The 23237-nt window shown below is 62.4% G+C and carries 20 protein-coding genes; 9 read left to right on the top strand and 11 right to left on the bottom strand.

Annotation, left to right across the window (positions count from 1 at the left end):
• Positions 1-2: 2 nt before the first annotated feature.
• Positions 3-1157, bottom strand: a complete 1155-nt coding sequence (locus AC0Z42_RS03340; protein WP_485466826.1) for an ABC transporter permease — start codon at positions 1155-1157, stop codon at positions 3-5.
• A 136-nt stretch (positions 1158-1293) separates the two neighbouring features.
• Positions 1294-2343, bottom strand: a complete 1050-nt coding sequence (locus AC0Z42_RS03335) for a sugar ABC transporter substrate-binding protein (protein ID WP_485466825.1) — start codon at positions 2341-2343, stop codon at positions 1294-1296.
• A gap of 232 nt (positions 2344-2575) precedes the next feature.
• Here AC0Z42_RS03335 and iolG point away from each other — a divergent pair, with 232 nt between their 5' ends.
• The 5 genes from iolG to AC0Z42_RS03310 all read left to right on the top strand — a co-directional run bounded on the left by iolG (position 2576) and on the right by AC0Z42_RS03310 (position 8763).
• Positions 2576-3562, top strand: coding sequence for an inositol 2-dehydrogenase (iolG, locus tag AC0Z42_RS03330; RefSeq protein ID WP_485466824.1), 987 nt, complete (start codon positions 2576-2578; stop codon positions 3560-3562).
• A gap of 14 nt (positions 3563-3576) precedes the next feature.
• A complete protein-coding gene (locus AC0Z42_RS03325) occupies positions 3577-4599 on the top strand; it encodes a Gfo/Idh/MocA family oxidoreductase (protein ID WP_485466823.1) in 1023 nt (340 codons plus the stop codon).
• A gap of 302 nt (positions 4600-4901) precedes the next feature.
• Positions 4902-5600 carry a gluconate 2-dehydrogenase subunit 3 family protein gene (locus tag AC0Z42_RS03320; protein WP_485466822.1) on the top strand — a complete coding sequence of 233 codons (699 nt, stop codon included), beginning with the start codon at positions 4902-4904 and terminating at the stop codon, positions 5598-5600.
• Between the two features lie 9 nt (positions 5601-5609).
• A complete protein-coding gene (locus AC0Z42_RS03315; protein WP_485466821.1) occupies positions 5610-7388 on the top strand; it encodes a GMC family oxidoreductase in 1779 nt (592 codons plus the stop codon).
• Positions 7389-7398: 10 nt separating this feature from the next.
• Positions 7399-8763 (top strand): cytochrome c, encoded by a 1365-nt coding sequence (locus AC0Z42_RS03310; RefSeq protein WP_485466820.1) that lies wholly within the window; start codon positions 7399-7401, stop codon positions 8761-8763.
• 72 nt (positions 8764-8835) lie between these two features.
• Here AC0Z42_RS03310 and AC0Z42_RS03305 read toward each other — a convergent pair whose 3' ends face one another.
• The gene (locus tag AC0Z42_RS03305; protein ID WP_485467307.1) at positions 8836-9003 is read right to left on the bottom strand and encodes a DUF3563 family protein; all 168 of its coding nucleotides are present in this window, start codon (positions 9001-9003) and stop codon (positions 8836-8838) included.
• Positions 9004-9302: 299 nt separating this feature from the next.
• Between AC0Z42_RS03305 and AC0Z42_RS03300 the strand changes: the two genes are divergently transcribed.
• The 3 genes from AC0Z42_RS03300 to AC0Z42_RS03290 all read left to right on the top strand — a co-directional run bounded on the left by AC0Z42_RS03300 (position 9303) and on the right by AC0Z42_RS03290 (position 12738).
• Positions 9303-10523 (top strand): hypothetical protein, encoded by a 1221-nt coding sequence (locus AC0Z42_RS03300; RefSeq protein WP_485466819.1) that lies wholly within the window; start codon positions 9303-9305, stop codon positions 10521-10523.
• Positions 10524-10624: 101 nt separating this feature from the next.
• Entirely contained in the window at positions 10625-12277 is a 1653-nt protein-coding gene (locus AC0Z42_RS03295; protein WP_485466818.1) for a ParB/Srx family N-terminal domain-containing protein, read from the top strand.
• A gap of 95 nt (positions 12278-12372) precedes the next feature.
• The gene (locus AC0Z42_RS03290; protein WP_485466817.1) at positions 12373-12738 is read left to right on the top strand and encodes a hypothetical protein; all 366 of its coding nucleotides are present in this window, start codon (positions 12373-12375) and stop codon (positions 12736-12738) included.
• A 12-nt stretch (positions 12739-12750) separates the two neighbouring features.
• Here the strand turns inward: AC0Z42_RS03290 and AC0Z42_RS03285 are convergent, their stop codons facing one another.
• Positions 12751-13722: a LysR family transcriptional regulator gene (locus AC0Z42_RS03285; protein ID WP_485466816.1), complete on the bottom strand. Its 972-nt coding sequence runs from the start codon at positions 13720-13722 to the stop codon at positions 12751-12753.
• A 110-nt stretch (positions 13723-13832) separates the two neighbouring features.
• Here AC0Z42_RS03285 and AC0Z42_RS03280 point away from each other — a divergent pair, with 110 nt between their 5' ends.
• A complete protein-coding gene (locus AC0Z42_RS03280) occupies positions 13833-14615 on the top strand; it encodes an SDR family oxidoreductase (protein WP_485466815.1) in 783 nt (260 codons plus the stop codon).
• Here the strand turns inward: AC0Z42_RS03280 and AC0Z42_RS03275 are convergent.
• The 7 genes from AC0Z42_RS03275 to AC0Z42_RS03245 form a co-directional block, all read right to left on the bottom strand.
• Complete coding sequence (locus AC0Z42_RS03275) at positions 14605-15705, bottom strand: Imm71 family immunity protein (protein ID WP_485466814.1); 1101 nt, start codon at positions 15703-15705, stop codon at positions 14605-14607. The genes AC0Z42_RS03280 and AC0Z42_RS03275 overlap by 11 nt on opposite strands.
• The gene (locus tag AC0Z42_RS03270) at positions 15698-17407 is read right to left on the bottom strand and encodes a response regulator (protein ID WP_485466813.1); all 1710 of its coding nucleotides are present in this window, start codon (positions 17405-17407) and stop codon (positions 15698-15700) included. Before AC0Z42_RS03270 ends, AC0Z42_RS03275 begins: the two co-directional genes overlap by 8 nt.
• Positions 17394-18908, bottom strand: a complete 1515-nt coding sequence (locus tag AC0Z42_RS03265) for an ATPase domain-containing protein (RefSeq protein ID WP_485466812.1) — start codon at positions 18906-18908, stop codon at positions 17394-17396. The genes AC0Z42_RS03270 and AC0Z42_RS03265 overlap by 14 nt, the downstream gene beginning before the upstream one ends.
• A 163-nt stretch (positions 18909-19071) precedes the next feature.
• Positions 19072-20244: a D-alanyl-D-alanine-carboxypeptidase/endopeptidase AmpH gene (gene ampH, locus AC0Z42_RS03260; RefSeq protein ID WP_485466811.1), complete on the bottom strand. Its 1173-nt coding sequence runs from the start codon at positions 20242-20244 to the stop codon at positions 19072-19074.
• A gap of 102 nt (positions 20245-20346) precedes the next feature.
• The gene (locus AC0Z42_RS03255; RefSeq protein WP_485466810.1) at positions 20347-21456 is read right to left on the bottom strand and encodes an ABC transporter ATP-binding protein; all 1110 of its coding nucleotides are present in this window, start codon (positions 21454-21456) and stop codon (positions 20347-20349) included.
• An 8-nt stretch (positions 21457-21464) separates the two neighbouring features.
• Positions 21465-22334: a carbohydrate ABC transporter permease gene (locus AC0Z42_RS03250; RefSeq protein ID WP_485466809.1), complete on the bottom strand. Its 870-nt coding sequence runs from the start codon at positions 22332-22334 to the stop codon at positions 21465-21467.
• Positions 22331-23215 (bottom strand): carbohydrate ABC transporter permease, encoded by an 885-nt coding sequence (locus AC0Z42_RS03245; RefSeq protein WP_485466808.1) that lies wholly within the window; start codon positions 23213-23215, stop codon positions 22331-22333. Before AC0Z42_RS03245 ends, AC0Z42_RS03250 begins: the two co-directional genes overlap by 4 nt.
• Between the last annotated feature and the right edge of the window lie 22 nt (positions 23216-23237).

The following is a 23237-nucleotide window of genomic DNA, read 5'->3' as shown; positions in this document are numbered from 1 at the left end:
ATTTACCTCGATTCCGTGACGCGTGAACGTACAAAGTTATTGAACAGCACCGCGATCAGCAGCATCACGCCGAGAAACACGCGGAACCAGTCCGAATTGATATTGGTGTAGGTGATGCCGATCTGCACCACGCCGAAGATCAGCGCGCCGAAGCAGGCGCCAACCACCGAGCCATAGCCGCCGGTCAGCAAGGCGCCGCCGATGACTGCCGCGATAATCGCTTCGAATTCCTTTTGCATGCCGCGGTCGGCGGCGGCCGAGCCGATGTCGCACACTTGCAGGGTTGCAAACAGGCAGGCGCAGAAAGCGGTGAAGACGAACAGCGAAATCTTGACCTTGCGTACCGGCACGCCAACGTTCTTGGCGGCATTGGCGTCGCCGCCGACGGCAAACATCCAGTTGCCGAAACGGGTACGCGACAACACGAAGGCGGCGCCAGCGGCCAGCACTACCCACCAGGCGATCACTTTCGGTATGCCCTTGACCAGCGGCGAGCCGTCATCGAGTACGGCGATCCAGCCATGCGCGCCCAGCCAGTGGAACAGGCCGGTGGCAACATTGCCCTGGAACAGCAGGCTGGCCAGCCAGTCGTTGGCCGCCAGATCACCCACGCCGCTGACGATGGTGCGGTTGGCAAACATGATCGACAGCGCCAGGGTCAGGCCGCGCAGGATGAACAAAAAGGCCAGCGTCACGATAAACGAGGGCAAGCGGGTCTTGATGACGATATAGCCGTTCAGCCAGCCCAGCGCCATCGAACCGGCAAACGCGAACACGATGGCGGCCCACAGCGGCCAGTGGAAATACACGGTGGGAATGGCGATCATCATGCCGGCAAAACCGATCATGGAGCCGATCGACAGGTCGAATTCACCGGCGATCATCAACAGGCAGGCGCCGATGGCGATAATGCCCAGATAGGACGCGACCTGCATCCAGTTGACCACGCCATCGAGGTTGAACATGCCGGAGTCGCCGGCGGTAATGATAAAGAAGGCAAATACCAGCACGGTGCCGGAGATGGAGGCGAATTCGGGCCGGCCGAACAGTTGCTTGGTGCGGCTGGTGGTGCCGACCCGTTCGTCGGCTGCAGGCTGTACCTGCTTCGGAGGCGCGGTCACGCCGGGGGCGGACAGGCTGGATTTGAGCGCAGTCATGTGAAATCCTTTCAGTTACTTGTTTGCCAGAAATACGGACGCGAGGCGAGCGCCTGCCGCACGCCGCCCACCGGACGGCGAAACGCCGGGAACCGGCCCGCCAGCTGACAGCCGCGGGCCGCTGGCGGAGTCGGGGTTAGCGGTATTGTCCGGCGTACTTCTCGACCTTGGAGATGTTGTCCTTGGTCACGAAACCGGGGCCGGAGCTGATGTGGCGCGGGCCATAGATAGGCGTCAGGCCGTATTCGGCCAGGCGCGCCTGGTACTTCGGATTGGCAATCAGGATCTCCTTGACCTTGGCCAGGTCGGTGATCTTCTGCTGCTTCATGATGGCCATCACGGCGACCGGGATATAGCCTTGCAGGTAGGGCTGCTGGTCGATCGCGAACTGGATGCTGCCATCCTTGATGCCCTTGGCGATTTCCTCGGACAAATCAAAACTGGCGAAATACATCTTGCCTTTCAGGCCCATCTTTTCAACCGCGCGCATCGCCGGCGGCGCCGAATCGGGGCCCAGCGCCAGTACCGCCTGGGTTTTCGGATTGCTGCGCAGGTAGGCGCTGACCTTGCTTTCGATCACGCCAGGATCGACGCCGTTGGTGTCCAGGGTGGACGACTTGAAGTCGACGCCCAGCGCATCGGCAAAGCCGCGGCAGCGTTCGAACGACGACGCATTCATCGCATAGTGATTCACGCACACAAACGACTTGATGCCCGCTTCCTTGGCGCGCTTGCCGGCGCCCAGGCCCGCGTCATACTCGGGCTGGCCGACGTGCATGATGGCTTTCAGCTGTTCGCTTTGCGCCAGGGTGCCCGAGTTGATGGTGACCAGCATGATCTTCTTGGCCACCACCGTGCCCAGCGGCTTTTGCAGCACGCTGAAGTCGGCGATGTCGGCGATCAGGCCATCGTAGTTGCGCGCCGCCGATTGCTCGATCAGGCGCGCCATGTCGGCCAGGTCGCCATTCGGTGGATTGCGGTAGTCGACCGTGACATTGAAGTCTTCGCCGGCCTGCTTGATGGCGTTCTTGATGGTGTTCCACCAGGAATCGGAATCCGGCGCATGGCTGACCATCACGAACTTTTCGCCTGCGGCATGGCTGACGCCGGCGCTCAGGCCCAGAGTAGTACCAAGGGCGGCGATCGCCAGGCACTTCAACAAACCCTTGCTTTTATTGCTTTGCATGAATGTCTCCTAGATGGATTAATTTTTATAGTTGCCAGCTTTTATGAAGGGTGACACCGGCCTGCGCCACCTTTGCGGCATGCAGTCCGGTGCACTGCGCATAGATTAGTCCAGCCTTGACGCGAACGCAATGAAAATTTCAAGATTTTTTCAAATAGAAAATTGTTTCTGTTTTTTGAAATCGCTCTTATAATTATTGCGAGACGATCCACACCACAACAGGAGAACACAGATGATCCAAGTAGCATTGTTTGGCGCCGGCCGCATCGGCAAGATCCATGCCGCCAACCTGGCCGCGCAGGCCGGCGTACAGTTCAAGTACGTGGTCGACGTCAACGCCGAAGCGGCTGGCGCGCTGGCTGCCATCCATGGCGGCAGCAGCGCTTCGGTCGAAGCGGCGCTGGCCGACCCGGAAGTCAAGGCGGTCGTGATCGCCTCCAGCACCGACACCCACGCCGACCTGATACTGCGCTCGGCCGCCGCCGGCAAGGCCATCTTCTGCGAAAAACCGGTCGACCTGACCATCGACAGGGCTCGCGCCTGCGCCGCCGCCGTCAAGGAAGCGGGCGTGCTGTGCATGCTGGGCTTCCAGCGCCGCTACGACCCCACTTTCAAGGCCGTCAAGCAGCGCATCGAAGCCGGTGAAATCGGCACGCCGGAACTGCTGGTGGTGACCAGCCGCGATCCCGGCCCGCCGCCGGTCAGCTATATCAAGGTATCGGGCGGCATCTTCAAGGACATGCTGATCCACGACTTCGACATCTTCCGCTGGATCCTCGACGACGACGCCGTCAGCGTGCACGCCACCGGCAGCTGCCTGGTCGATCCGGCCATCGGCGAGGCGGGCGACCTGGACACGGCGGTGGTCACTATCCGCACCAGGTCGGGCCGCCTGTGCCAGATCAACGCCACGCGCCGCGCCGCCTATGGCTACGACCAGCGCTTCGAAGTATTGGGCAGCAAGGGGATGCTGCAAGCGGGCAACCACAAGCCGACCGAAGTGACGGCCTATGGCGCGGTCAATGTCAGCGTGGACAAGCCGGAAGACTTTTTCCTGGAACGCTACCGCGTCGCCTATGCCGAGGAGATGGCGCACTTTTTTGACGCATTGAGCCACGGCACGCCGCTGCGCACCACCGTCGAAGACGGCCTGAAAGCCCTGGAACTGGCTGAAGCGGCGACCCTGTCGTGGCGTGAACAGCGCGTCGTCACCCTGTAAACATCGGAGAGCACATGGCATCCCCAACATTGAAAATCGGCATTGTCGGCCTGGGCCGGCTGGGCCAGCGCCACGCCATCAACCTGGCCCAGCGCGTGCCGAACGCCGACGTCGTCGCCGCCTGCAGCCCGGTGCCAGGCGAACTGGACTGGGCCGCGCGCGAACTGGGCATCACGACCGGCTACGCCGACTATGACGCGCTGCTGTCCCACCCTGGCCTGGACGCCGTGTTCCTGGTCACGCCCACGTCCATGCATCCGGACCAGATCATCGCCGCCCTGCGCGCCGGCAAGCACGTGTTTTGCGAAAAGCCCTTGTCGCTGGACCTGGCTGACTGTTTGAAGGTGGAAGCGGAAGCGGCGCGCCACCCGCAGTTGATTACCATGATCGGCTTCGTGCGCCGTTTCGACACGAGCTACCACGACGCCCAGCAAAAGATCGCCCGTGGCCTGATCGGCAAACCGTACCTGGTGCGCTCGCAAACCTGCGACCAGAACGACCCCAGCGGCGCCTTCATGCGCTTTGCACCGACCAGCGGCGGGATCTTTCTCGACTGCAGCGTGCACGATATCGACCTGGCGCGCTGGCTGCTGGGCAACCCCGTGCCGGCCCGCGTGTATGCCAGCGGCACCAACGCCATCCACAAGGGCCTGCAGGAATTCGGCGACGTCGACAACGGCCTGGCGACAGTCGAATTTACCGACGGCAGCATGGCCACCTTCATGGCCTCGCGCACCCTGGCGCACGGCCACGAAACGCTGACCGAAGTGTTCGGCACCAAAGGACGTTTGAGCGTGGGCAGCAATCCGCGCCTGAACCGCGTCGAGATTTCCGACGTGCACGGCGTGCGCAACGAGTGCACGCCCGACTTCTACGCCCGATTTGCCGACGCCTTCCTGACCGAAGCGCAGGAATTCACCGACGCGGCGCTGGGCCGGCGCACCCTGTCGCTGACCCTGAATGACGCCACCGAAGCGACGCGGCTGGCCATTGCTATGACGGTGGCGATGCGCGAGCGGCGTATCGTGGAGTTTTAGCCGACGACACGCAGCGGAATTCCGGGGTCAGACCCGTCGGGTCTGACCCCAGCTCTTGCTTCTGTTGTAAAAGCAGGCGTTACCTACGCGCATAAATATCCACAGCCGTACCTCTCAGCCACCCCGGCGCCCCTCCCTATCCTTTTGCCATATCCTCCGACAGTCGAACATGCTGTAATGCAACCATGTTGACACTGTTTCATTCTGTTCTACGCACCACTACTTAATTCATAAATGTAATATACATGAATGAAAATGTTACAATCCATATCCGCCCAGCCATACCGCCATAGGAGCTTTACATGAAAGTCATCGGCATCTCGCCACACAGACGCAATTTCCTGCGCAAGGCGGCTGTCGCCGTCCCGGTCGCGGCCACCATCGGTGCGATCGGCACGGCCGGCACCGTGCTGGCCACCGGCGACGGGCAGGACAAACCCTACCAGCCCACCTATTTCACCGCCGCCGAATGGGCCACCTTGTGCGCGCTGGTCGACCGTTTGATCCCGGCCGATGCGGAAGGGCCGGGCGCGCTGCAGGCTGGCGTGCATGAATTCATCGACCTGCAAATGGACACGCCGTATGCCTACGGCAAGTTGTGGTACATGCAGGCGCCATTCGTGCCATCGCCGGACGAATTCGGCTACCAGTTCCATATGGCGCCGCGCGAACTGTACCGCAGCGCCCTGCCCGGCTTCGCGCAAGCCGTGCAGCGCAAGACCGGCAAGGCCTATGGGGACCTGCCGGTGGCGCAGCGTGACGCCTTGATCAGCGAACTGGAAAAAGGCAGCTTGCCGATCGGCGAAGTACCGGCCACCGTGTTCTTCAAGCAGTTGCTGCAAAACACGCGCGAAGGCTATTTCTGCGACCCCGCCCATGGCGGCAACAAGGACATGGCCGCCTGGCGCATGATCAATTTCCCGGGCGCGCGCGCCGACTACATGGACTGGGTCGAACAATACGGCGTCAAATACCCGCTGCCACCCGCCTCGATCGCATAAGGACACACCATGGCAGACATTACATTGAAACCGGTCGACGTCGTCATCGTCGGCTTCGGCTGGACCGGCGCCATCATGGCCAAGGAACTGACGGAGGCGGGCCTGAACGTGCTGGCCCTGGAGCGCGGCCCGTATCGCGACACCTACCCGGACGGCGCGTATCCGAAGACGCTGGACGAACTGACCTATATCCAGCGCAGCAAGATCTTCCAGGACATGTCGAAGAGCTCGTTCACCTTCCGTCACGAGGTCAAAGGCATCGCCGTGCCATATCGCCAGATCGGTGCCTTCAAGCCGGGCACCGGCGTCGGCGGCGCCGGCCTGCACTGGTCGGGCCAGCACTGGCGCGTGCTGCCGGAAGAGTTGAATTTGCGCAGCCACTACGAAAAGCGCTACGGCAAGAAATTCATTCCCGAAGGCATGACGATCCAGGATTTCGGCGTCACCTATGAAGAGCTCGAACCGCATTTCGACTTCGTCGAAAAAGTGTTTGGCACTTCGGGCCAGGCCTACAAGGTCAAGGGCAAGATCGTCGGCGACGGCAATGTCTTCGAGGCCGACCGCTCCGACAACTTTGCGCTGCCGCCACAGAAAGTGCCGTACACGGCGCACCTGTTCCAGCTGGCCGCCAAGGAAGTGGGACTGCATCCGTTCGTGTCGGCCTCGTCGAACGCCTCGCAGCCCTACACCAACCCGTACAACTGCCAGATGGGGCCGTGCAATTTCTGCGGCTTCTGTTCCGGCTTTGCCTGCTACAACTATTCCAAGGCCTCGCCGCAAGTCAATATCATGCCGGCGCTGCGCCTGGCGGCCAACTTCGAACTGCGCGCCAACTGCAATGTACTGCGCATCAACCTCGACGGCGGCAAGCATAAGGCCACTGGCGTGACCTATGTCAATGCCGACGGCAAGACCGTCGAGCAGCCAGCCAACCTGGTGATCGCCAGTACCTTTGCCTACAACAATGCGCATCTGCTGCTGGTGTCGGGCATCGGCAAGCCGTACGATCCGGTGAGCAACGAAGGCGTGGTCGGGCGCAATATCGCCTACCAGACCATGTCGACCGTACAGATGTTCTACGAGCCTGGCAAGAATACCAACCCCTTCATCGGTTCCGGCGGCAACGGCGTGGCGGTCGACGACTATAACGGCGACAATTTCGACCATGGCCCGCTGGGCTTTGTCGGCGGCTCGCCGGCCTGGTGCAACCCGGCCGGCGTCAAGCCGATCGCCGGCATTCCGGTGCCGGACGGCACGCCGTCGTGGGGTTCTGGCTGGAAAAAAGCCGTCAAGGACAATTACACCAATACCGTGTCGTTCGACGTGCACGGCGCCAATATGGTGTATCGCGACTGCTATGTCGACCTCGATCCGACCTATACCGACGTCTTCGGCCAGCCGCTGCTGCGTTTCACCTTCGACTGGAAGGACAACGACATCAAGATGAGCCGTTACGTGACGGGAAAAATGACGGAAGTGGCGAAAGCCATGAAGCCGAAATCGATCCACGTGTCGGTGAAAAACTTCGGTGATCATCTGGACTTGCGCAACTACCAGACTACCCACTGGGCCGGCGGCACCGCCATGGGCACGGACCGCCGTACCAGCGTCGTCAACCGCTACCTGCAAAGCTGGGATGTGTCGAACGTGTTTGTCGTCGGTTCGAGCGTGTTCCCGGTCGGCATCGGCTACAACCCGACCGGCCTGGCTGCGGCCCTGACCTACTGGTGCGCCAAGGCCGTGCGCGAACAATATCTGAAAGACCCGCGACCGCTGGTCGCCGCGTAAGGAGCGCCCCTTGAAAAAACATACACAACGCTTGCTTGCCGCCCTGTCGCTGCTGCTGTCCGCCGCCAGCCAGGCGGCCCCGGCCGACGCGCAACTGATCAAGCAGGGCGAATACCTTGCCCGCGCCGGCGACTGCATCGCCTGCCACACGGCCCCGCAAGGCAAGCCCTATGCCGGTGGCCTCGGCATGGCCACGCCGATCGGCAAGGTGTATTCCACCAATATCACGCCCGACAAGCAGCACGGCATCGGCAACTGGACGTTTGAAGACTTCGACAAGCTGATGCGCACCGGCGTGACGAAACAGGGCTACACGGTCTACCCGGCCATGCCCTACCCCTCGTATTCGCGCCTGAGCGACGCCGACATGCGTGCGCTGTATGCCTACCTGATGCATGGCGTGCCGGCCAACGCGTCACCAAACCGCGCCTCCGACATCCCCTGGCCGCTGTCGATGCGCTTTCCCTTGACGGTGTGGCGCTGGGTATTTGCGCCGACGCCGGCGCCGTACACCCCAACCGCAGGCGGCGACCAGCAATTGCTGCGCGGCGCCTATCTGGTGCAGGGCCTGGGCCACTGCGGCGCCTGCCATACGGCGCGCGGCGTCGGCATGCAGGAAAAAGCCTTGACCGAACTCGACAGCAGCGCCTGGCTGGCAGGCGGCGCCGCCATCGACGGCTGGGTCGCGCCGTCGCTGCGCAACGAGCACGGCGGTGGCCTGGCGCGCTGGAGCGAAGCCGATATTGCCGAGTTCCTGAAAACCGGCCGCAACAGCCATAGCGCCTCGTTTGGCGCCATGAACGATGTGGTCGCCCACTCGATGCAGTACATGAGCAAGGACGATCTGGGCAGCATCGCCAAATACCTGAAATCGCTGCCGCCGGCCAATACCAGCGCCAAGCCGTTTGTCGGCGACGACAAGGTGGCCAAGGCGCTGTTTGCAGGCAAGGTCGACACCACCGGCGCGCAGCTGTACCTGAACAACTGCGCCGGCTGCCACCGTTCGGACGGCAAGGGCTATAGCAAAGCCTTCCCGGCGCTGGCCGGCAACGCAGTGCTGCAGACGGCAGATCCGACCTCGGCCATCAATATCGTGCTGTCGGGCGGCATGGTGCCGGCCACCCATACGGCGCCTTCCGCGCTGGTGATGGGCGGCTACGCCAAGACCCTGAACGACCAGCAGATCGCCGAGGTGGTCAGCTTTATCCAGACCAGCTGGGGCAATTACGGCAGCGCCGCAACGGCCGCGCAGGTGGCCAAGTTGCGCAAGACGTCGGTACCGGTCCAGGGCACGACGGAAGCGTCATTCGCGCCGGGACGCAGCGGCACGGTGCCCGTGCCACCGCAGGCGCGGCCCAATGTGATGAAGCAGTAATATAAAAAAGCCCCGTACCTGGCAAGCAGGTACGGGGCTTTTCAAATTACAGTCGGCGTATCAGCCGAAGGATCAGCGATTGTTGCCATTGCTCCAGTAGCTGCCGCCATGCGAACGGTCCTGCTTGCGCATGCGGAACTCCAGGTCATAACGGTCGGTCGCTTCGGCCAGGTCGGCATCCTGCTCCTCACGCACACGCTCTTCGATGCCGTTGGCGATCGCATTGTGCATACGCAGCATCAATGCTTGCACTGCCGAGGCTGCCTTTTCAAAGGCGCCGGACAGGCTGTTGAAAGAGAAAACGGTCAATGCTGGCATGGTGGTGTGGGACATGGAATGCTCCTGGAAATGTACGGTATTTGTTGCAGTGCAATATCATCATAAGCGTTTCAAGATATAAAGCCACTTTCGATTTCAGATACCAGTTATTGATTTTCCTGATAAGAAGGGGATGCGACATGGTCGGCCGCAGGCAACAGGCTTATTTACAACGGCGCGGCGCTGCTATACTGGTTCTTCGATTCCTATTTGCTGCCGCCATGCCCGCTACCCTGTCCGCTATTGCCGAATCTTATGTGCACCTGGTGCTGGCCATCGGCCAGCATGATACTTCCTATGTCGATGCCTATTACGGCCCGCCGGAATGGCAGCAGGACGCCGCCACCGTGCAGCGTTCGCTGCCACAGATCGGCCACGACATTGCGGCAACCCTGGCGCAGCTTGATGGCGCCGAAGTGAGTACTGACCAGGAAACGCGGCTGCGCGCCACCAACCTGCGCACGCAATTGCTGTCGATGCAAATGAAGGTGGCCATGCTCGGTGGCGCAAAGCCGGGCTTTGACGAAGAAAGCGCGCGGCTGTACGACGCCGTGTCGCCGCATCACACGCGGGCCTGGTATGAAGCCATCGTGGCGCAAGTGGCCGCCCTGCTGCCCGGCAGCGGCCCGGTCAGTGCAAGGGTGCAGGCATTTCGGCGCCAGTTCATCATCGCGCCCGAGCACTTGCAGGCCGTGATGCAAGCCGCCATCGCGGCCGGCCGCGAACGCACGCTGCGCTACATCGCGCTGCCGCCGGAGGAAGACTTCGTGCTCGAATTTGTCACCGACAAGTCCTGGAGCGGCTACAACTGGTACAAGGGCAATTACCAGAGCGTCATCCAGATCAATACCGATTTGCCGATCCATATCGACCGCGCCGTCGACCTGGGTTGCCACGAGGCCTATCCGGGCCACCATGTGTATAACGTGCTGCTCGAACGCGACCTGGTGCGCGGCAAGGGCTGGATCGAATACTGCGTCTATCCTTTGTTTTCGCCGCAATCGCTGATTGCCGAAGGCACGGCCAACCATGGCATCGAACTGAGCTTTACGGATGAAGAAAGGCTGGCGTTCGAGCAGCAGGTGCTGTTTCCGCTGGCCGGGCTGGACCCCGCGCTGGCGCCGCGCTACCTGGCCCTGAACCGCCTGCTGGCAAAGCTGGCCTATGCCGACAACGATATTGCGCGCCAGTACCTTGAAGGCAGCCTGGACAAGGAGCAAGCATTGGAATGGCTGGTCAACGTGCGCCTGTATCCGGCTGAAAAAGCGGCGCAGCGGCTGCAGTTCTACGACGAGATGGGCGCCTACGTGATCAACTACAACTTGGGCCAGGACATGGCCAAGGCCTGGGTCGAACGCCAGGGTAGCACCCGCGCCCAGCACTGGGCGGCGTTTCGCGACCTGATGTCGTCGCCGCGCACGCCCGCCGGCCTGCTGGAGTAAATTTAGGGGAGTAAAGCGGAGCAACCCTGCCCCTGTCATCATCCTGACATATCCGTCCGCTAGCATGTCGGCACTTTTTATACCGACATCACGGGACAGACATGCAAAACAGACTCGCCTTGGCCAACTTCGGCCGCTCCACCTTGTCGGCCGCCCTGGCGCTGGCCTTTGGCGCCAGCCTGGCCGCATGCGGCGGCTCATCCAATGATCAGGATCAAACGGCGGCACCGGCACCAGCGCGCATCATCAGCGTGGTGGCCGCCACCGGCAAGGCGGCGACAGGCAGCACGGTCAATGTCTATGATGCCAGCAAAGAAAGAGTAGGCTTCGGCGGCATCGATGCCAATGGCCAGGCCAATATTGCGATTACCGCCACCGCCAGGGCGCCTTTCCTGGTGACTGCCACCACGGCCGGCGGCATGGTGCTGTCCGCCGTATCACTGAAGGAGCGCACCATCAACCTGACCCCGCTGACCTCCATCATCACCGCGCAACTGCTGGGAGCAAACCCGGTTGCCGCGCCTGCCGCCAGCCTGGCCGCGATCGATGCGGCAAAGCTGCAGGCGGCGCAAGCGCAGCTGGGCAAGGCGCTGGCCGCGCCCATGCAAACCTTGGGCATGGCTGCCGGCTATGACTTCGTCAATGGACCATTGACGCCGAACAGCAAGGACCCGGCTGACGTGCTGCTCGACAATCTGCAAGTGAAAACCAGTGGCGCCGATACCGACATCGTCAACGCCAGCGGCAGCATCGTCGCGCAAATTATCAACGGCGGCACGCCGATGGCAACCGGCAAGAGCGTGCTGGAAACGCCACCCGTGCTGAGCGCGCGCGACCAGTTCCTGGCCGCCACCGCTGCCGGCACCGATGCCGCGCCCGTATTCCTGCAGGTGTCGCTCGACGAATTGCACCCGACCCAGCCGGCCATCGGCTACGACCAGGTGTACTACAAGCTGGGCCGCTACGGCGCGGAAGACCTGATCATGGCCAAGACCAACAAGCCAAAGAAATTTGCCGAACTGTGCGAAGCGAACGGCCAGGAGGACGTGGTCACCAAGACCGCCAATATCGCCGGCGCCACCCTGATCAACCCGCCCGCCAGCTTCCAGTGCAAGTCGCCGGTAGGCACCAGGCCGGGCGACATGAAGACGGTCGTCATCGGCCCGAATGGCAAGCTGTTCCTGACCGATGGACACCACACCTTCAGCGCTTTTTGGGACGCCGACAATGGCGTGAATCATCAGCTCAAGGTATGGGTCAAGGTGACCGACAACTTCAGTAAACTCAGCGAATATGATTTCTGGGCGCAAATGAAAAAGGCCAACAAGGTCTGGCTGAAGAACGGCGCCAACCAGGCGATTGCCACCAGCCAGCTGCCAGCCTCGATCGGTTTGAAATCGTTGGGCAACGACCCATACCGCGCCCTGGTCTACTTCACGCGCGACGCCGGCTACGTGGTGCCATCGACAGCCACCGAATTCCTCGAATTCTACTGGGCCGACTGGCTGCGCAACAAGCCGGTGATCGACCTGTCGAAAGTCGACACCAGCGACACCACTGCCTACATGGCGGCCATCAAGACGGCCTCGCAAGCGATGGTGGCGCTGAAAGCCACCGACATCGTCAGCGGCGGCGTCACTGCCCAAACCCTGGGCTGGAGCGGCGTATTCAGCCAGCCGGCGCTGGACGACCTGGTAACGCCAACGGGCAAGCTGACGTATTCGATCGCCTACAAGAAGTCGCTGGCGAAGTAAGGACGCTGGCATCAGCAGCAACGCATTGCCTTGCACTGACGGGCAGGTCGTGGATATGATGGCAATATCTGCCACGACCTGCCTGGATCATGCCCATGAAGAAAATGCTGCTGTTTTGCGCGCTCGTCGCCACCATCGTCCTCGGTGTCATGGCCTACCCCTTTTCGCCCGAAAAAAGCATCACGTTTACCGCCACGAATATCGGCACGGAAGCCATGCGATCGGTGGTGGTCCATATCACCGGAAAATCGTATGCAATCGGCGATCTCGCCGCTGGCGCCAGCAAGTCCGTGCAGTTGCATCCCGGTGTCGACTCGCATATCGAGCTGGCCCTGGCCGAGCATCCACGGCTGGTGGTCGACTGCTATTTCAGCGGCGGCTATACCGGCAGCATCGCCGCCGAGGTGACTGTCGACAAAGTCGTCACGGTCAACAATGCGACGGTTTTTGGCGCGTACTGATCAGCGCCATGCTCAAGGGCTGACATCGATTCGAGGAACAGCTCGATCTTGCGCCTGGCGCGGCGCGGCTTTATCCTGCAGCTTGCCATCCGGCCCTTCGGCGGCAGCCATGTCGATAAACGCGCGCAGCTTCGGCTGGCTTTGCGTCCTGGCCGCGAAATACAGAAACAATCCCGATGACGGCGCAATGAACGCTTCAAGCACCCGCTCCAGCCGCCCGTCCGCCAGGTCGTGCGCGATCTCGATATCGGGCAAATAGGCCAGCCCCAGTCCCGAGCGGGCAAAGTCGGCAATCAGGCCGGTGTCGTTGACCACCAGTTTTTGCCCGGTTTCGACATGGAAGGTATCGCCACCGCGCACAAAGGCCCACGGCGCCAGCGCCTTCGTGCGGTGGAAGCGGTAGCGCACGGTTTCGTGGCGCACCAGCTCTTCCGGTGCCAAAGGCCGGCCGGCGCGCGCGAAGTAAGCAGGCGCGCCGACCACCGACCAGGCCAGCTCGCCCGTCAGCCGCACCGTCACCATGCCTTGCGCCACCGACTGGCCCAGCCGTATGCCGGCGTCATACCCATGCTCCAGCAGGTCGACCTCGCCATCGTCGAGCGAAATATCGAGCGACACATCGGGATACGCGCGCTGGAAGCGCGGCGCCAGCCCCCTCAGCACCCATGCCCCCAAGGCGCGCGGCACGGTCAGGCGCAAGGTGCCGGCCGGGCGGTCACGAAAGCGCGTCAACGCCGTGAAAGCATCGTCGATCTGACCGGTTGCCGCCAGCAGGCTGGCATACAAGGCGGTGCCAGCTTCGGTCAGGGCCACCCGGCGCGTATTGCGCACGAACACCATCACCCCATGCTGCGCTTCGAGCAGCTTGACCGCCTTGCTGGCGGCCGCCGGTGTCACGCCCAGGCGTATCGCGGCGGCAGTGAAGCTTCTGGCCTCGGCCACGGCGAGGAAGATGCGGATGGCCTCAAACGAGATTGGTTTCATGGCGTTGATTATTAACTTGAAGTTGATAGCTTACATGTCAAACCTGCGTATCTGGAATAAATCATGACATCTATGATGAGTACTCGATCAACTCAACAGGAAATCAAACCATGAATCAGCCACAAGACTTTGCCGGCCAGCGCGTGCTGGTCACCGGCGGCACCAAGGGCATGGGCCGCGCCATCGTGGTGCTGATGCAGGCGCGCGGCGCCCAGGTCATCACCACCGCCAGGGAAGCTTCCGATGCACTGCCGTCCGGGGTGGAGTTTATCCGCGCCGACCTCGGCACGCGCGAAGGGACCGATACGGTGGCCGACACCATCCTGGCCGCGCATGGCGGCGTCGATATCCTCGTCAACAATATCGGCGGCTCGACCGCGCCCGGCGGCGGCGCGCTGGCATTGACCGATCAATTATGGGAAGAAGCGCTGCAAGGCAACCTGCTCGCTGCAGTGCGGCTGGACCGGGCCCTGCTGCCGGCCATGCTGGAAAAACGCGCCGGTGTCATCATTCATATTTCCTCGATCCAGCGCAGCCTGCCACTGTTCGACTCCACCCTGGCCTACGCCGCCGCCAAGGCTGCGCTCAGCAATTACAGCAAGGGCCTGGCCAATGAATTCGGGCCGCGTGGCATTCGCATCAACACGGTGGCGCCGGGCTTTATCGAAACCACGGCGGCCAGCGCCATGATACGGCGCATCGCCGAGCACGGCGGCATCAGCGACGTCGCTGCGCGCGAGAAACTGATGGATAGCCTGGGCGGCATTCCGATCGGCCGGCCGGGAAAACCGGAAGAAGTCGCCGAACTGGTCGCCTTTCTGGCCTCGCAGCGGGCGGCGGCCATCCACGGCAGCGAGCATGTGATCGATGGCGGCACGATACCTACGGTCTGACAAGGCTATCCGGCCGCACCAGTACCCAGCGCACGGACTCACCCTGCGAGAACGGCATGCGCTGGCCTTTCTTGCGCATCTGGGTAAAGGTGCCATGCGATTCAAGCAGCCACTTGCCGCTCACCGGTGCGGCGGCTCCGCTGCAGGCCCATATGACGCCATCGGCAGGGTCAAGGCAAGACGCGGCAGGACGCGAGCGCTGCGGTTCCAGGAAGCGGTAGCGGGCCTCCTGTTCAGGCATTGCACCGTCCGCATAACGGTCTTCACGCCACAACAAGCGCCATGCCAGCGCCATTTTTTCGCTGGCATGGTCACCGTCGCGTTGCAGCATAATCGCCGGGGCGAGCGAGTTGGCGGTGAAATAGTTCATCGCCCCCACGACCGTAAAAGGCGCCTCGGGTTTCCACGCGCCCGTCAGGCGTTCAATGAAGGAACTGGCGGGCGCGGCGACGGGCTCCCAGATACCGGCGCACGCGACGACGCCATCGCCACGGACAAAGCTGTTTACGGCGGGATCGGGCACCGCTTCCATGTCAGCAGGAAAGTGCATCAGTGGCAGATCGCGTTTCAGCCAGCGTTGGTAGTACCACGGTCCGCCAGGAAAGTAATTACGCTGATAAAGATGCATCGAGCATTCAGCCCATGCATCGTAGGCGGCATGCATGGCCTCGCAATACTCCTGCCACAGCGGCGTATGCGCCTCATCGATGCCGTTCTCGCCTTCATCTACGCGCCGTACCCGATCCAGTTCGATGGTCAGGCGGTTGCGCGCGGCGATCAGGTCGAAAAAAGACGGTGCGCCGAACCCCTTGAAGTTGTTTTTTTCCAGCGTGGCCATGGCTTTGGCCAATTGCGCCAGCCCTTCCTGCAGGAACGCCAGTGTCGACGCTGGCAGCGAGGTTTTCAGCGCCCAGCCCTGCCTGGCCGCCTCGTGCAGGCTTTGCCTGGTCACATCCACCCACGCCGCATAGAAATCATGAACGCGGCGCCAGGCGGTGATGGAGCTGTTTTTCTTGAGCAGATAGAAAATCTGTCGCCGTTCGCGTTCGGACGGCAGCATCAGGTCATCAGGCGAAATGATGTCAGCCATGGCGCGCCAGCGCCTGCGTCACCGTCGCCGCCAGGTCCGCCAGCTGGAACGGCTTGCGCAGCACGGTATTGCTGCCGATCACCTGGTCGATCGCTTCCATGTCGGCATAGCCGGTGGCGATAATCATCGGCAGGCCGGGAAACTCGCGGTTGGCGATCGCCACCAGTTCGGCGCCTGTCATGCCGGGCATCAGGTAGTCGGTGATCATCAGGCTGGGCTTGTCGCGCCGCAGTTCTTGCAGGCCAGCCTGGCCGTCCTGCGCCTGGCTGACGCAATAGCCGAGTGCTTCGAGCGATTCGACCATCGACAGGCGTACCGAGCTGTCGTCTTCGACCACCAGGATACGCGCGCCGGCGCCGGGGGCGGGCGGCGCCTGGGCCGGTTCCGCATCTTCGGCATCCATGGCGTCACCAGTGAGCCTGAGCCAGATTTCAATCGTGGTGCCGACGCCCGCTTCGCTCAGTACGCGCGCAGTGCCGCCGGACTGCTGGGCCATGCCGTAGACCTGGCTCAGGCCCAGCCCGGTGCCCTTGCCGATCGCCTTGGTAGTGAAAAACGGCTCGAACACCTTGGCCACTATCGCCGCATCCATGCCCTGGCCGTCGTCGGTGACGGCGATCAGACAGTACATGCCGCTTGGCAGCAAACCTTCGGGCGCGGCCGCGCGGCTGGCGCGCACCACCAGCTTGCCGCCGGCCGGCATGGCGTCGCGCGCATTGATGGCCAGGTTCAACAGCGCCATTTCCATCTGGTTGACGTCCGCCATCACGAACCGCAGCTGTTCGTCGAGCTCGAACGACAGCTGGACCGACGAGCCGAGCGAGGTGGCCATCAGTTCGCGCACGCCATCGAACAGGGTACGGATATCGGTGGCGCGCAGGTTCAGGCGCTGGTTGCGCGAAAACGCCAGCAGCTGGCTGGTCAGCTTGCCGCCGCGCTCGCAGGCACGGCGGGCGACCTCGGCCTTGCGGCGGGCATTCTCGTCCTTGGACAGGTACAGGATCAGGTCCATGCTGCCCTGAATCACGTTGAGCAGATTGTTGAAGTCGTGCGCGATGCCGCCCGTCAGGCGCCCTACCGCCTCCATTTTTTGCAGCTGCACCATGGCCAGCTGCACCCGCTCGCGTTCGATCACTTCGTTCATCAGGCGGTCGTTGGCCTGGGCCAGCGCACGCGTGCGTTCCTCGATGCGCGATTCGAGCGTCTCGTTCAGTTGCAGCAGCTGGGCCCGGCTTTCACGCAGGCTTTCGGCCGCGCGCATGCGCTCGGCCAGGATCTTGCGCGCCTCGTACTGGCGCTGGCGCCCGCGCAGGGCCGAGGCGGCTGCGCTGCGCAGGGTCTCGGCATTCAGCGGCCGTTCCAGCAGGATGATATTGCCCAGCTGGTCGAAGGTGCTGCGCGCCGCTTGCGGCGTCACGCCATTGTGTTTTGAAATCAGTATCACGAAGGGAAAGTCGGACCATGGCTCCTGCGTGCGCAGCCAGGCCAGCAGCCGGTTCACGCTGGAATCCTGCAGCGCTTCCTCGGCGATGACGCAGGCGCCTGCGCCGGTCTGCAGCTCGGCAACCATGGCGTCAAAGTTCGCCACGGCGCCGCCGCCAAAGCCGTTGCGCGCCAGCACCTGATGGATCACTTCGGCGTCGCGGCCATGCGGCGCCAGGATCAGGATACGCTCGTCGAGCGTGCCGTTATCGAGGCTCATCTGGCCCCGCCAGCATCATCGGGGTGGCGCCGCGGTAGGTTGGCAAGCCCGTCAGTATGCCTTCGAAGCCTTCCAGCGCGCCGCCGATGGTAATGCCGCCATGGCCCAGCTTGAGCTCGTGGATGGTCAGCGCATGGTTGCTGGTGCGGCTCTTGATCACGGTAATGGCGCGCCGCAGCTTGCCATTCGATTCGAAAAACCGCAGCAGCACGGTGGTGTCGCTCAGGTAGCTCAGGTCGACGTCCGAGCGCACCTCGCCAATCAGGCCGTGCTGGCCCAGCACCAGCACCGTGGTCACGCCCTGCTGGTTCAGGTAAGACAAGAGTTCGTGCATCTGCAAGGTCAGGAAATGTTCACCCGGCATCGCCTGCAGATAGGCGTTCAGGCTGTCGATGACGATGAACTTGACGTCGGACTGCTCGACCGCGTCGCGCAGCATATGCGCGAATTCACCGGGCGCCAGTTCGGCCGGATCGATATGGTGGATGACCAGCTGGCCACTGTCGGCGTAAGGCCGCAAATCCATCTGCAATGAATTGGAGCGCGCGAAAAACGTCGCCAATCCCTCGTCGAACAGGTAGAACGACGCCTTTTCGCCGCGTTCCAGCGCCGACAGCAGGCAGCGCACCGACACCGTCGTCTTGCCGATGCCAGATGGGCCGACGACCAGGGTATTGGTGCCGGACGGCAAGCCGCCACCCAGCAGTTCGTCGAAGGCGCTGGAGCCGGTCGAGCTGACATGGGCATGGAAATCGGTGTTATGTTCGGCTGCGATCAGGCGCGGAAAGATTTTCAGTCCGCCCGTTTCCAGGATGTAGTCATGGTAGCCGCCGCGAAACTTGGTGCCGCGCATCTTGATCACATTCACGCGGCGCCGCTCCTTGCCGAACTCCTGCGCGATCTGTTCCAGGCTGATCACGCCGTGGGCAATGCTGTGCAGCTGCTGGTCCGGCGTGTTCGACTTGTCGTCGAGCAGCAGCACGGTGCAGTCGCGCAGGGAAAAGAATTGTTTCAGGGCCAGAATCTGGCGCCGGTAGCGCAGCGGATTTTGCGCCAGCAAGCGCATCTCGGACAGGCTGTCGAACACCACGCGCAGGGGTTTCAGGGTATTGACCTGCTCCATCACGCTTTTTGTCGTCTCGCCCAGCTCCACTTCGGACGGGTGGAATACCGATTGCTGCGCATCGGGATCGAGCGAATTGTCGTTTGCCAGTTCGAATACGGCGATGCCGTCCATGTCCCAGCCATGGCTTTCGGCCACGGCGTCGAGCTCGTCCGCCGTTTCCGACAGGGTGATATACAGGCCGGTCTCGCCGTGCGCCACGCCATCGAGCAAAAATTGCAGGCCCAGGGTGGTCTTGCCGGTGCCGGGCGAGCCTTCGACCAGGTAGACGCGCTGGGCAGTGAGGCCGCCGCACAGAATATCGTCAAGGCCGACAATGCCGGTCGAGATGCGGCTGGTCGGCTTGCGCTGCGCGCGCGCGGATGTGTTGTCATTCATGATGGGCCAGCTTCAGGTAAGAACAGCGATGCGTCGATAAATATAGGCGTCGAGTGGCACTGCATGGTCCGGGGAGTGTGCTGAACGCTATGTTTTGCCTATTTTAATTTCCAGGCCAAAAATCTTGTGTTCGGCAACATACATATACGGGCAACTCGCTGCCTCAAAGGGTGGCGGGAGATGGTGCGCAAGGCAGCGGGTCAAGCTCGCTGCCCACCTGCGCCGATACCTCCTGGCCCAGCTCGCGCAGCAGCGCATTGCCGGCGCGCGTCATGCGCGCCAGCATCTTCATGTCGACCTTGCTGGCGACGATAAACACGGCGCTGCGCTGCTGCGGCAATACCGCCGTGTAGCTCATGAAGCCGGCGCCACTGCCGGTCTTGTGCCAGATCGGCGACGTGCCCTGCTGCCCGTCGTCCAGGCGCACCCAGCCGATACCGAGCGCATCGGCCGGCCCCGGGATATCGAAGCCTTTCATGGCCGGCATGGCGGCGAGCATCAGCCAGGGCTTCAGCACCATGCAGGTGGACGGTTCAGGCGGCACCGTGCCGACCAGCTGGCGCAGCCACACGCCCATGTCCTGCGGCGTGGAAAACAGGCCGCTGCTGGCGGCGGTGGCGGTGGTCGCACCGCAGGGACCGCTGTTGTCGAGGTCAGGCCCACTCATCAGGCGCGCGCACTGCGCGGGCGTTGGCGTGGCCGTGGTGTCGGCCAATTGCAAGGGCCCCGTGACCAGGCGCGCCAGCAAACTGGTGTACGGCGCGCCGCCGGCGGACGCCAGCGCGTCGCCCAGCAGGTCGTAGCCTGTGTTCGAGTACGTCGCTTCCTGGCCGGGCGCGGCATCGGTTTTGCCGTCTTTCAGTTCGGCCCAGCGCACGTCCGCGCCAGGCCAGGCAAACGGCGCCGCATATTTCGGCGGCCCGCTCGCTACGCCGCGCGGCAAGCCGCTGGTGTGCAGGGCCAAGTCGCGCAAGGTGATCTCGCGCGCACCAGCCACGCGCGGTACCTTGCGCCCCGCCCCGGCATGACGCTGCAGGGTATCGTCCAGGCGAAACTTACCTTCTTGCACCAGCCGCGCCAGCACCTCGGCCGTGAATACCTGGGAACCGGAACCGATGCGTACCAGCGACTGGCCATCGGGCAGCTGGCCGCTGCCGGGCCGCGTCTCGCCCCGCCCATGGACCTCGATCTGACCGCCCTGCACCGTCACCACCACCATGCCCAGCGCGCCGCTGTCGGCAAACATGGCCGATACCGCCGCAGCATGCGTTTCCTTGCCGGCCACGGCGGGCAAGGACAGCAATGTCAGGCTGAGGGCAAGCGCGAGTTTTTTCATGGCAAAAATATCGGGTGGAATTGCCAGCAGTGTAAACGACTATGGCCCGGCAACCTTGCGGCTGCCGGGCCATGCGTGTGGCTGGCTTAATTACGTGATCAGTTACGCGATGCGTTCGCCATTGGCCGGATCAAACAGCGCCGCTTTCGACAGGTTGAACGACAGCTGCATGGTCTGGCCGGGGCGCACGGCCTCGATCGGATGGGTGCGGCAGGTCACGGCCGCGCCGTTCAGGCGGGTGGTCAGCAAGGTGTCAGGGCCGGTCGGCTCGACCAGGTCGACCAGGCAAGCGAGTTCCTGGCCGACGTCGCCGTGCGCGCTGCTGATGTCGGTGATCTGTTCCGGGCGGATGCCCAGGATCACGTCGCGGCCGACATGGCTGCGCAGCTTTTCCGCATCGAACGGCAGGTCCAGGCGCATGTTATTGCCGCCGTTTTCAATCACGGCCGAGACGGCGCCGTTCTCGACCACCGGCTTGATGGTGATGAAGTTCATCGATGGCGAACCGATGAAGCCGGCCACGAACAGATTGGCCGGGTTGTCGTAGATTTCCTGCGGCGTGCCCAGTTGCTGCACCACGCCATCCTTCATCACGGCGATCAGGTCGCCCATCGTCATCGCTTCGATCTGGTCGTGCGTGACGTAGACGATGGTCGCTTTCAGGCGCTGGTGCAAACGCTTGATCTCGGCGCGCATTTCCACGCGCAGCTTGGCGTCCAGGTTCGACAGCGGTTCATCGAACAGGAACAGTGACGGCTTGCGCGAAATGGCGCGGCCCATCGCCACGCGCTGGCGCTGGCCGCCCGACAATTGCGCCGGACGGCGATCGAGCAGGTGCGAGATCTGCAGCGTCTCGGCGACCCTGCTGACGATCTCTTCCTGTTCGGCCTTGGCGACCTTTTTCACGTTCAGGCCGAAGGCGATGTTCTCGCGCACCGTCATCGACGGATACAAAGCGTAGGACTGGAACACCATGGCGATGTCGCGGTCCTTCGGCGGCAGGTCATTGACGACCTTGTTGTCGATCATGATCTCGCCCGAGGTGACGCTCTCCAGGCCGGCGATCATGTTCAGCAAGGTGGACTTGCCGGAGCCGGAGCCGCCGACCAGGATCAGGAACTGGCCGTCCTTGATCTCGATGTCGATGCCTTTCAGCACTTCGGCGCCGTTGGTGTAGACCTTGCGGATATTACGAATCGATAAGCTAGACATGTTTTTCCTTAACCTTTGACTGCGCCTGCGGTCAGGCCGCGCACAAAATAACGGCCTGCGACCAGGTAGACCAGCAGTGTCGGCAGCGCTGCGATCACCGCCGCCGCCATGTTGACGTTGTATTCCTTCACGCCGGTCGATGTATTGACCAGGTTGTTCAAGCCCACCGTGATCGGCTGCGAATCGCCGCTGGCGAACACGATGCCGAACAGGAAGTCGTTCCAGATCTGCGTGAATTGCCAGATGATGCAGACGACAAAAATCGGACCGGAAATCGGCAGCACGATCTTGCGGAAGATCAGGAAGAAGCCGGCGCCGTCGATGCGGGCCGCCTTGATCAGCTCTTCCGGCACGCTGGTGTAGTAGTTACGGAAGAACAGGGTCGTAAACGCCGTGCCGTAGACCACGTGCACGAATACCAGGCCGGTGGTGGTATTGGCCAGGCCGAACTCACCGAGCAAACGCGCCATCGGCAGCAGCACCACCTGGAACGGAATGAAGCAGCCCACCAGCAGGCCGGCGAACAGCATTTCCGAACCACGGAAGCGCCAGTGCGCGAACACATAGCCGTTGAAGGCGCCGATGAAGGTCGAGATCAATACGGCCGGCACCACCATTTCGATCGAGTTCCAGAAGAACGGCTGCAGGCCATTGCAGGTCACGCCGGTACAGGCCGAGGACCAGGCCTTGCCCCAGGACTCGAACTGCCACACGTGCGGCAGGGCCAGCAGGTTGCCGCTGCGGATCTCGTCGAGCGACTTGAACGACGTCGACAGGGTCACGTACAGCGGAATGATGTAATACAGGGCGAACAGGATCAGCAACAGGTACAGGACCACCCGCCCGAGAGTAAATTGATGCTTGCGTGTGTGTGTCATCTCATCGCCTTTGCGCTGCGCGTTTCCAGGTACATCAGCGGCACCAGCACGGCCACGATGGTGGCCAGCATCATCATTGCCGATGCCGAGCCCAGGCCCAACTGGCCGCGGGTGAAGGAAAACTGGTACATGAAGATTGCCGGCACGTCGGACGAATTGCCCGGTCCGCCGGATGTCAATGCAATCACCAGGTCGAAACTCTTGATCGCGATATGCGACAGGATCAATATCACGCTGAAGAACACCGGGCGCATGGCGGGAATCACGATGCGCCAGTAGATCGTCGGCAGCGATGCGCCATCGACTTGCGCCGCCTTGATGATCTCGTCATCGATGCCGCGCAGGCCAGCCAGGAACAGCGCCATCACGAAGCCCGACGACTGCCACACGCCGGCGATCACCACCGTGTAGATCGACATGTCGGAGTTCACCAGCCAGTCGAACGTAAACGAGGTCCAGCCCCAGTCGTGCATGACCTTTTCCAGGCCCAGGCTGGGGTTCAGCATCCATTTCCAGGCGGTGCCGGTGACGATGAACGACAGCGCCATCGGGTACAGGTAGATTGCGCGAAGAAAGCCTTCGCCACGGATTTTCTGGTCGAGCAAGATGGCCAGGAACAGGCCGATGGTGATCGACAGGCCGATGAACAGCACGCCGAAGATGCCCAGGTTCGTGAGCGAAGTCCACCAGCGTTCGTTATCGAACAAACTGTAGTATTGCGTCAGGCCGGAGAACTCGAAGTTCGGCATCATGCGCGATTCGGTCAGCGACAGATAACCGGTCAGGAAAATAAAACCATAGACGAATACCAGGCTGGCGATGAGCGTCGGGCCCAGGACCAGTTGTGGTATCCATCGATCAAATTGCTTGCGTATGGACATAGGACAGCCGTAGAAGTAGAAC

It is taken from the genome of Janthinobacterium sp. 1L-D-8-B-C4, from assembly GCF_057291295.1.
This window is presented reverse-complemented; position numbering and strand designations above follow the sequence as displayed.

Excerpts from the sequence above, each read along its gene's own strand:
- AC0Z42_RS03340 (WP_485466826.1), bottom strand. The coding sequence starts at position 1,157 with ATGACTGCGCTCAAATCCAGCCTGTCCGCCCCCGGCGTGACCGCGCCT.
- AC0Z42_RS03335 (WP_485466825.1), bottom strand. The coding sequence starts at position 2,343 with ATGCAAAGCAATAAAAGCAAGGGTTTGTTGAAGTGCCTGGCGATCGCC.
- iolG (WP_485466824.1), top strand. The coding sequence starts at position 2,576 with ATGATCCAAGTAGCATTGTTTGGCGCCGGCCGCATCGGCAAGATCCAT.
- AC0Z42_RS03325 (WP_485466823.1), top strand. The coding sequence starts at position 3,577 with ATGGCATCCCCAACATTGAAAATCGGCATTGTCGGCCTGGGCCGGCTG.
- AC0Z42_RS03320 (WP_485466822.1), top strand. The coding sequence starts at position 4,902 with ATGAAAGTCATCGGCATCTCGCCACACAGACGCAATTTCCTGCGCAAG.
- AC0Z42_RS03315 (WP_485466821.1), top strand. The coding sequence starts at position 5,610 with ATGGCAGACATTACATTGAAACCGGTCGACGTCGTCATCGTCGGCTTC.
- AC0Z42_RS03305 (WP_485467307.1), bottom strand. The coding sequence starts at position 9,003 with ATGCTGCGTATGCACAATGCGATCGCCAACGGCATCGAAGAGCGTGTG.
- AC0Z42_RS03300 (WP_485466819.1), top strand. The coding sequence starts at position 9,303 with ATGCCCGCTACCCTGTCCGCTATTGCCGAATCTTATGTGCACCTGGTG.
- AC0Z42_RS03295 (WP_485466818.1), top strand. The coding sequence starts at position 10,625 with ATGCAAAACAGACTCGCCTTGGCCAACTTCGGCCGCTCCACCTTGTCG.
- AC0Z42_RS03290 (WP_485466817.1), top strand. The coding sequence starts at position 12,373 with ATGAAGAAAATGCTGCTGTTTTGCGCGCTCGTCGCCACCATCGTCCTC.
- AC0Z42_RS03285 (WP_485466816.1), bottom strand. The coding sequence starts at position 13,722 with ATGAAACCAATCTCGTTTGAGGCCATCCGCATCTTCCTCGCCGTGGCC.
- AC0Z42_RS03280 (WP_485466815.1), top strand. The coding sequence starts at position 13,833 with ATGAATCAGCCACAAGACTTTGCCGGCCAGCGCGTGCTGGTCACCGGC.
- AC0Z42_RS03275 (WP_485466814.1), bottom strand. The coding sequence starts at position 15,705 with ATGGCTGACATCATTTCGCCTGATGACCTGATGCTGCCGTCCGAACGC.
- AC0Z42_RS03270 (WP_485466813.1), bottom strand. The coding sequence starts at position 17,407 with ATGAGCCTCGATAACGGCACGCTCGACGAGCGTATCCTGATCCTGGCG.
- AC0Z42_RS03265 (WP_485466812.1), bottom strand. The coding sequence starts at position 18,908 with ATGAATGACAACACATCCGCGCGCGCGCAGCGCAAGCCGACCAGCCGC.
- ampH (WP_485466811.1), bottom strand. The coding sequence starts at position 20,244 with ATGAAAAAACTCGCGCTTGCCCTCAGCCTGACATTGCTGTCCTTGCCC.
- AC0Z42_RS03255 (WP_485466810.1), bottom strand. The coding sequence starts at position 21,456 with ATGTCTAGCTTATCGATTCGTAATATCCGCAAGGTCTACACCAACGGC.
- AC0Z42_RS03250 (WP_485466809.1), bottom strand. The coding sequence starts at position 22,334 with ATGACACACACACGCAAGCATCAATTTACTCTCGGGCGGGTGGTCCTG.
- AC0Z42_RS03245 (WP_485466808.1), bottom strand. The coding sequence starts at position 23,215 with ATGTCCATACGCAAGCAATTTGATCGATGGATACCACAACTGGTCCTG.